The following is an 8,399-nucleotide window of genomic DNA, read 5'->3' on the forward strand; positions in this document are numbered from 1 at the left end:
ACTCGACAGCTCCTACAGGGTTTTGTGGTGTTTGGTAAATCGCACGCAAAAAAAACGCCCCGAACCAGTCGGGGCGTCAGATGTGCGGCGTTGCGGTTTCTAATCGGTCCGCAACGGCCGTTTACTCAGGCGAAGCAGATCAGTGGAACTGTTCTTCTTCGGTCGAACCGGTCAGCGCGGTAACCGAAGACGAGCCACCCTGGATCACGGTGGTCATGTCGTCGAAGTAGCCGGTGCCCACTTCCTGCTGGTGAGCCACGAAGGTGTAGCCTTTCGAAGCGTCAGCGAATTCCTGCTCTTGCAGCTTCACGTAGGCAGTCATGTCGTTGCGGGCGTAGTCGTGCGCCAGGTTGAACATGCTGTGCCACATGTTGTGAATGCCGGCCAGGGTGATGAACTGGTGCTTGTAACCCATGGCGGACAGTTCGCGCTGGAACTTGGCGATGGTCGCGTCGTCCAGGTTTTTCTTCCAGTTGAAGGAAGGGGAGCAGTTGTACGACAGCAGTTGGTCCGGGTATTCCTTTTTGATCGCTTCAGCGAAGCGACGAGCTTCGTCCAGGTCTGGCTTGGCGGTTTCGCACCAGATCAGGTCGGCGTACGGAGCGTAGGCCAGGCCGCGAGCGATAGCCTGGTCCAGGCCGGCGCGTACTTTGTAGAAACCTTCCTGGGTGCGTTCGCCAGTCACGAATGGCTGGTCGTACGGGTCGCAGTCCGAAGTCAGCAGGTCAGCGGCGTTTGCGTCGGTACGGGCCAGGATGATGGTCGGAGTACCGGCAACGTCAGCAGCCAGACGAGCAGCGGTCAGCTTCTGTACGGCTTCCTGGGTTGGAACCAGTACCTTGCCGCCCATGTGGCCGCATTTTTTCACGGAAGCCAGTTGGTCTTCGAAGTGAACGCCGGCGGCGCCTGCTTCGATCATGCTCTTCATCAGCTCGTAAGCGTTCAGTACGCCGCCGAAACCGGCTTCAGCGTCAGCCACGATTGGCGCGAAGTAGTCGATGTAGCCGTCGTCACCCGGGTTCTTGCCGGCTTTCCACTGGATCTGGTCGGCACGACGGAACGAATTGTTGATGCGCTTGACCACGGTTGGAACCGAGTCCACCGGGTACAGCGACTGGTCCGGGTACATCGATTCGGCGGAGTTGTTGTCCGCAGCCACTTGCCAGCCCGACAGGTAGATCGCCTGGATACCGGCTTTGACTTGTTGCACAGCCTGGCCGCCGGTCAGGGCGCCCATGCAGTTGACGAAATCTTTCTCAGGACGGAAGGCTGGCTTGGCACCCTGGGTAACCAGGTTCCACAGCTTCTCGGCGCCCATTTTTGCAAAGGTGTGCTCAGGTTGAACCGAGCCACGCAGGCGGACGACGTCAGCAGCGGAGTAAGTGCGTGTCACGCCTTTCCAGCGCGGGTTTTCAGCCCAGTCTTTTTCGAGGGCTGCAATTTGCTGTTCGCGTGTCAGTGCCATGGGAGATAAACCTCGTCGCGTCTTTATGAAAAGTTGTTCTGCGGTGGAAAATTCCTGCGCTCGCTGACCAGAAGCTTGGGCGGTCAAGTCGGATTCGGCGGGGATGGCGACGGGATGAACGATGGGCTCGAGGGGAAGTGAGCAGGTAAGGGCGAACTGGCGGGCGCATTCGGGCGTCGTGGGCCTTTATACGAACTTCAGTGTGATGCCGGGTTTACCTAAATACGCTTCCGTCCCTCGGGACAACTTCGTTCCAGTCGGCAACCTCGTCAAACACACCTTGTGGGCGGTACAGACACGGGGCGGTTCGCGGGGTAGGTGCGAACATCGCCTCGAAGGCCCTTGCCAGGGCCCCTGATTAGCGGGAGCGAGGCCATCATGCCTTCGCTTTTTTGGCTCGTCAAACGTTTTGTAGTGCTTTTTTTCAAGCACTACATCTTTGGTCTAATACGACCCGTCAGTCAGTTTTCGGTGCCTTAGTCCAAAGTGTCGACCTTCACCCGCAAGGTCATGTCGTTGCGGCTCTGGGTCGAGTAACTGCGGGCCACGCCCTGTTTATCGGCTTGTGTCTGGCCGTTGGTGCCGGCCAGCAGGATCCATTCACCGAGGCGGCCGGTGACGGTTGTGTCGGTACTTTGCACGTTCACTACATCAGGACGTTCCTGGCTCAAACGGTCACGGTTTGTGCTGATCGACAGATGAACGATCTCGCCGGTGACATTGGCTGTGACGTAGAAACCCTGGGTGACGTTGCGATATTCGGTCTGGCTGCGCAGGTCGCCGTAGGAGTCGGTCTGGGTGCTGGTCAGGGGCACGCTTTGGCCAACCTGGATCAGTGCCGGCATGCCATCGGTAGCCTGGACCTGCTGAATTCCGCCGTCGCGGCTATCGGTACTGCGATTGATGATGCGGGTCTGGTTGGGCTTTGCACCGTTCACCGAGTAACCCTGATCGCCCTGGAAGTTGTTTTCGTTGGTATCGACGGTAATCAGCAGGCGTTTTGGCGCAGTATCGAGTTGGCCAATCAAGGCCTTAAGTTCGTCGATTTTGCGTTGATCAGCGTTGACGATGAGCTGATTGCCATAGGCGCTGACGGTGCCGTCCTTGCCGATGAAATCCTGCGCCACGGGCAGCATGTCGGCACTGGTGTGGTAATTCAAAGGCACGATTTCAGTGGCTGCCATGACCGAAAAACTGCAGGTCACCAGCAATGTGGTGAGCAGGGTGCGTAGGGACATATCCGTTATCTCCGCCAACTTCAAAGTGTTGATATTGCCAGTTTGTCGGCCCGGGGAGGGGCAAGTTGAATGGTAGACAGCAAAACGCCCCGGCATCGCGTGATGTCGGGGCGTTTTGTGGTGTGCTGCAAAAAAGATCGCAGGCTGCGATCTTTTGATCTTAACTGTGGCGAACCATATCCACATGCGGAATCCCTGCTTCCAGGAACTCCTCACTGACCATGCTGAAGCCCAGGCGCTCATAGAACGCCGTGGCCTGAACCTGAGCGCTGAGCATTTGTTGCTTCAGCCCGCGCTCTTCGGCTTCACCGATCACTGCTTGCATCAATGCATCGCCGACCTTAAGGCCGCGCCAGTCCTTGAGAACCGACACCCGGCCAACGTGGCCGTCGGGCAGCAGACGTGCGGTGCCAATCGGAAAGTCGCCTTCGAGCGCGAGGAAGTGCACGGCCGATGCATCATCGGCGTCCCATTCCAGTTCAGGTGGAACGCATTGCTCGGCAACGAACACCGTCTCACGAATGCGCCGGATCTCGGCGTTGTCCTTTTGCCAGTCTGCGACACGTACGTGAATCTTATTCATCGGCGAACCCCAGGCTACCTTGCTTGACCAGTTCGCACAGCAGGCCGCGGCCGTCTTCGTCGCTCAGCCATTCGCCGAGGTTGTCGACGTGCAGCGCATCGGCGGCGCAGATCATCTTCAGCAGCTCGCGCAGTTTGCCCGGCAGATAACGGCTTTGGCCGCTGGCGAACAGCAGCAGGTCGTCGTCGACTTCGGACCAGGCCAGGCGCGCGCTCGGATTGCGGATCAGCACCGCGCCTTGCTCCAGCGCGCTGAGGACGTCGTCTTCTGCGAGGTCTTCCGGGCCCACTACCAGTTCCGGGTAGCGCGGCTCGGTCATGAACTGGCCGAACCAGGTCAGCAGCAGGCGCTCGTCGCTCATGTGTTCGGCGAGCAGGTTTTTCAGGCGATCAAGGGCGTCGTGCTGGATCTGATGCGGATCGGCCGCAGGCAGGGCGTCGGCGTCGGTGTAACGCTCTTCGTCCGGCAGGAACTGGCTGAGGAAGTCGGTGAAGTGGGTCAGCACTTCAGCGGCGCTCGGTGCGCGGAAGCCGACCGAGTAAGTCAGGCAGTCATCGACGGCCACGCCGCAGTGGGCCAGGCGCGGCGGCAGGTACAGCATGTCGCCCGGTTCCAGAACCCACTCATCGGTCGCTTCGAAATCAGCGAGGATGCGCAGGTCGGCGTGTTGCAGCAGCGGGCTTTCGGAATCGCACATCTGGCCGATTTTCCAGTTGCGCTTGCCGTGGCCTTGCAGCAGGAATACGTCGTAGTTGTCGAAGTGCGGACCGACGCTGCCACCCGGGGCGGCAAAGCTGATCATCACGTCGTCGATACGCCAGCTTGGCAGGAAGCGGAAGTGCTCCAGCAGTTCGCTGACTTCCGGTACGAACTGGTCGACGGCTTGAACCAGCAAGGTCCAGTCACGCTCAGGCAGTTTGCTGAATTCGTCTTCGGCAAACGGGCCGCGACGCAATTCCCAAGGACGCTCGCCGTTCTCGATGATCAGGCGCGATTCGACTTCTTCTTCCAGCGCCAGGCCGGCCAGTTCGTCGGCGTCGATCGGGCTTTCAAAATCAGGAATCGCCTGACGGATCAGCAGCGGTTTTTTCTGCCAGTAGTCGCGCAGGAATTCCCGTGCCGTGATGCCGCCCAGAAGTTGAAGAGGGATGTCAGGATTCATGTGTAACCTATTGAAAAAAAGCACTTTTCATACGGGAATAAAAACGCCCGGCGCTGCCGGGCGTCTTAAAAGGGTCAAGCGGTCGATCAGATGCGTTTGGCTTGCTCTACAGCGTTACCGATGTAGTTGGCCGGGGTGAGCAGTTTCAGCTCGGCCTTGGCGGCGGCTGGCATGTCCAGGCCGTCAATGAAAGTCTGCAGTGCTTCAGGGCTGATGCCCTTGCCGCGGGTCAGTTCTTTCAGTTTTTCGTACGGGTTTTCGATGTTGTAGCGACGCATCACGGTCTGGATCGGCTCGGCCAAAACTTCCCAGCACGCGTCCAGGTCAGCGGCAATCTTCTGCTCGTTGAGCTCCAGTTTGCTGATGCCTTTCAGGCTGGCTTCGTACGCGATCACGCTGTGGGCGAAGCCGACACCGAGGTTGCGCAGTACGGTGGAGTCGGTCAGGTCGCGCTGCCAGCGGGAGATCGGCAGCTTGCTCGCCAAGTGCTGGAACAGTGCGTTGGCGATGCCCAGGTTGCCTTCGGAGTTCTCGAAGTCGATCGGGTTGACCTTGTGCGGCATGGTCGACGAACCGATTTCGCCAGCGATGGTGCGCTGCTTGAAATAGCCCAAGGAGATGTAGCCCCAGATGTCGCGGTCGAAGTCGATCAGGATCGTGTTGAAACGGGCGATCGCGTCGAACAGCTCGGCAATGTAGTCGTGCGGTTCGATCTGCGTGGTGTACGGGTTGAAACCCAGACCCAGCTCGTCTTCGATGAAGGCGCGGGCGTTGGCTTCCCAGTCGATCTCAGGGTAGGCCGACAGGTGAGCGTTGTAGTTACCGACAGCGCCGTTGATCTTGCCCAGCAGCGGAACGGCAGCGACTTGAGCGATCTGGCGCTCCAGACGGTAAACCACGTTCGCCAGTTCTTTGCCCAGGGTGGTCGGCGAGGCCGGTTGACCGTGGGTGCGCGACAGCATTGGCACGTCGGCGAAACGGATGGCCAGTTCGCGGATGGCGTTGGCGGTTTGGCGCATCAGCGGCAGCATCACGTCATCACGGCCTTCGCGTAGCATCAGGGCGTGGGACAGGTTGTTGATGTCCTCGCTGGTGCAGGCAAAGTGGATGAACTCGCTGACCTTGGCCAGTTCCGGCAGCTTGGCCGCTTGCTCTTTGAGCAGGTATTCGATGGCTTTGACGTCGTGGTTGGTGGTGCGCTCGATCTCTTTGACGCGCTCGGCGTGCTCCAGAGAGAAGTTTTCCGCCAGGGTGTTGAGCACAGCGTTGGCTTCGGCGGAGAACGCCGGCACTTCGCTGATGGCAGGGTGAGCGGCCAGGCGCTGGAGCCAGCGCACTTCAACCAGAACGCGGGCACGGATCAGGCCGTACTCGCTGAAAATTGGGCGCAGGGCCTGGGTTTTGCCGGCGTAGCGGCCGTCAACAGGGGAAACCGCAGTGAGCGAAGAAAGCTGCATGGGGTGTTCTCGGACAGTCGGGCAACGAAATGGGGCGCGTATCATACATGAAAAAATCCGCCGGTCCGTCGCCAACTGACCGGCGTATTACGCGTATTGCTAGGTTCGGTGCTGTCGATGCGCGTTATTCGTTACGCATCAACGGGTAAAGCTCTTTCAGCAATTTGCGGCGGCTGACCACCAACTGCCAGCGATGACCGCCCAACTGCCGCCAAAGGCGTGCCGAACGGATGCCGGCCAGCAACAGGGCGCGGATTTTCGAGGCGTTGCTCGGCTGTTGCAGGTTGCGCATGTCGCCATGCACCTGGATGCGTTGGCGCAGGGTACTCAAGGTGTCCTGATACAGCGCGCCGCAGGCGGCGATCACGTTTTCGTGCGCCGGGCCGAAGTGTTCGACCTGGGACTGAATCTGCGGCAGGCGCTTGCCGATCACGTCCAGCATGTCGCTACGCTTGGCCAGCTGACGCTCAAGACCGAGCATGGCCAGCGCATAGCGCAGCGGTTCGCGTTGCAGGGCGCTCGGGTCGCGTTCGAGAGCGCCGACCAAGGCGCGATAGCCTTCGCGCAGATTGATGTCGTCGCCACCATAGACTTCCATAGTGTCCTTGGGGTCGCGGATCAGCAGGCTGCCGAGCATGCAGGTCAGGCCGGCTTCGTTGGTCTGGCCGGTCTTGGCAATCTTGTCCACCAGCACGGCGGCGAGGAATACGCCGCCCAGCGCGGTCAGTTGCTCCTGAGTGGGGGTCATTGCTGCTCGCCTTGAAGAGCGCCTTTGCTGGTCCACGGCTCTGCAACTTCAATGACGCCGCCGCCGAGGCAGATTTCGCCGTCGTAGAACACCACGGACTGACCTGGAGTGACCGCGCGTTGCGGGTCATCGAAGGTTGCGCGGTAGCCGGTGGCGGTCTTCTCCAGCGTGCAAGGCTGGTCGCTCTGGCGATAACGGACCTTGGCGGTCAGCTTGCGCGGCTCAGTCAGGTCGATCGGGTTGACCCAATAGATGTCCGAAGCGAGCAGGGCGCGGGAGAACAGCCACGGATGGTCGTTACCCTGGCCGACGATCAGCTCGTTGTGCTCCAGGTCCTTGATCAGCACGTACCACGGCTCGTCGCTGGCGTCTTTCAGGCCACCGATGCCGAGGCCCTGACGCTGGCCGATGGTGTGGTACATCAAGCCGTGGTGACGGCCGATGATCTCGCCTTCGGTGGTCTTGATCTCGCCCGGTTGCGCCGGCAGGTACTGCTTGAGGAAGTCGCTGAAGCGACGTTCGCCGATGAAGCAGATCCCGGTGGAATCCTTTTTCTTCGCGGTCGCCAGTTCGTATTTCTCGGCAATCGCGCGCACTTGCGGTTTTTCCAGCTCGCCCACCGGGAACAGGGTCTTGGCGATCTGTTCGCCGCCGACAGCGTGCAGGAAGTAGCTCTGGTCCTTGTTCGGGTCCAGGCCCTTGAGCAGTTCGGTGCGGCCATCGATGTCGCGGCGACGCACGTAGTGACCGGTGGCGATCAGGTCGGCGCCGAGCATCATGGCGTAGTCGAGGAACGCCTTGAACTTGATCTCGCGGTTGCACAGGATGTCCGGGTTCGGCGTGCGTCCGGCCTTGTATTCGGCGAGGAAATGCTCGAACACGTTGTCCCAGTACTCGGCGGCGAAGTTGGCGGTGTGCAGCTTGATGCCAATCTTGTCGCACACGGCCTGGGCGTCCGCCAGGTCGTCCATGGCGGTGCAGTATTCCGTTCCATCGTCTTCTTCCCAGTTCTTCATGAACAGGCCTTCCACCTCATAACCCTGCTCGATCAGCAGGAGGGCGGAAACGGAAGAGTCCACGCCGCCGGACATGCCGACAATGACGCGCTTCTTTTGTGTGTCAGAAGGGGCTGGATCACGCATAGGGATTCAATGAGTGTCTTGAAAAAGGACGCGATTCTAGCAGGCTGAAGCGCACAAGGCTAAAGAGAAGGACGGATCAATTCGAGGCCGAAGTGATTGCCGGCCAGGTAGTCGTCGATGCAACGGATGATCAACTCGCTGCGCCAGTTGTCGCGCTGCTCGATTAATTCGTCGCGGGTCAACCACTTGGCGCCGACGATACCGTCGTCGAGTTGATAATCCGGGTGATGTTTCAGCGGTTTGGCGATGAAGCAGACCCGTTGGTAGGTCACGCCGTTGCTCGGGGCGGTGTACAGGTAAATGCCCAGAACGCCGGTGGGTTCGACGTCCCAGCCGGTTTCTTCGAGGGTTTCGCGCACGGCGGCTTCGATGAGGGTTTCATTCGGGTCCAGATGACCGGCGGGCTGGTTGAGTACGTTGCGACCGGCCTTGTGTTCTTCGACCATCAGGAAGCGGCCGTTGTCTTCGACGATGGTGGCGACGGTGATGTGGGGTTTCCAGTCCATGAAGCTTCCCTCGATTGTTGAGATTGCAATACGCACCCTGTGGGAGCTGGCTTGCCAGCGATTGCGGTGGGTCAGTCAGCATCAGTGGCGAATGATAA

8 protein-coding genes are annotated in these 8,399 nt (G+C 59.8%); all 8 read right to left on the reverse strand.

Annotation, left to right across the window (positions count from 1 at the left end; all coding sequences use genetic code 11):
* Window positions 1-139 precede the first annotated feature (139 nt).
* Window positions 140-1,465 (reverse strand): isocitrate lyase, encoded by a 1,326-nt coding sequence (gene aceA / locus ACW9JC_RS26585; protein ID WP_034146910.1) that lies wholly within the window; start codon window positions 1,463-1,465, stop codon window positions 140-142.
* A 476-nt stretch (window positions 1,466-1,941) separates the two neighbouring features.
* Complete coding sequence (locus tag ACW9JC_RS26590) at window positions 1,942-2,703, reverse strand: secretin N-terminal domain-containing protein (protein ID WP_457458715.1); 762 nt, start codon at window positions 2,701-2,703, stop codon at window positions 1,942-1,944.
* 160 nt (window positions 2,704-2,863) lie between these two features.
* Window positions 2,864-3,286 (reverse strand): GNAT family N-acetyltransferase, encoded by a 423-nt coding sequence (locus ACW9JC_RS26595; RefSeq protein ID WP_457458717.1) that lies wholly within the window; start codon window positions 3,284-3,286, stop codon window positions 2,864-2,866.
* A complete protein-coding gene (locus tag ACW9JC_RS26600) occupies window positions 3,279-4,448 on the reverse strand; it encodes a ribosomal protein uL16 3-hydroxylase (protein ID WP_416128189.1) in 1,170 nt (389 codons plus the stop codon). Before ACW9JC_RS26600 ends, ACW9JC_RS26595 begins: the two co-directional genes overlap by 8 nt.
* 86 nt (window positions 4,449-4,534) lie before the next feature.
* Complete coding sequence (purB, locus tag ACW9JC_RS26605; RefSeq protein WP_007972090.1) at window positions 4,535-5,905, reverse strand: adenylosuccinate lyase; 1,371 nt, start codon at window positions 5,903-5,905, stop codon at window positions 4,535-4,537.
* A 124-nt stretch (window positions 5,906-6,029) separates the two neighbouring features.
* Window positions 6,030-6,653: a high frequency lysogenization protein HflD gene (hflD, locus tag ACW9JC_RS26610; protein ID WP_457458720.1), complete on the reverse strand. Its 624-nt coding sequence runs from the start codon at window positions 6,651-6,653 to the stop codon at window positions 6,030-6,032.
* Window positions 6,650-7,795, reverse strand: coding sequence for a tRNA 2-thiouridine(34) synthase MnmA (mnmA, locus tag ACW9JC_RS26615; protein WP_457458722.1), 1,146 nt, complete (start codon window positions 7,793-7,795; stop codon window positions 6,650-6,652). Before mnmA ends, hflD begins: the two co-directional genes overlap by 4 nt.
* A 59-nt stretch (window positions 7,796-7,854) precedes the next feature.
* The gene (locus ACW9JC_RS26620; RefSeq protein ID WP_457458724.1) at window positions 7,855-8,301 is read right to left on the reverse strand and encodes an NUDIX hydrolase; all 447 of its coding nucleotides are present in this window, start codon (window positions 8,299-8,301) and stop codon (window positions 7,855-7,857) included.
* Window positions 8,302-8,399 lie beyond the last annotated feature (98 nt).

This window comes from Pseudomonas sp. SDO5591_S426 (assembly GCF_054070755.1).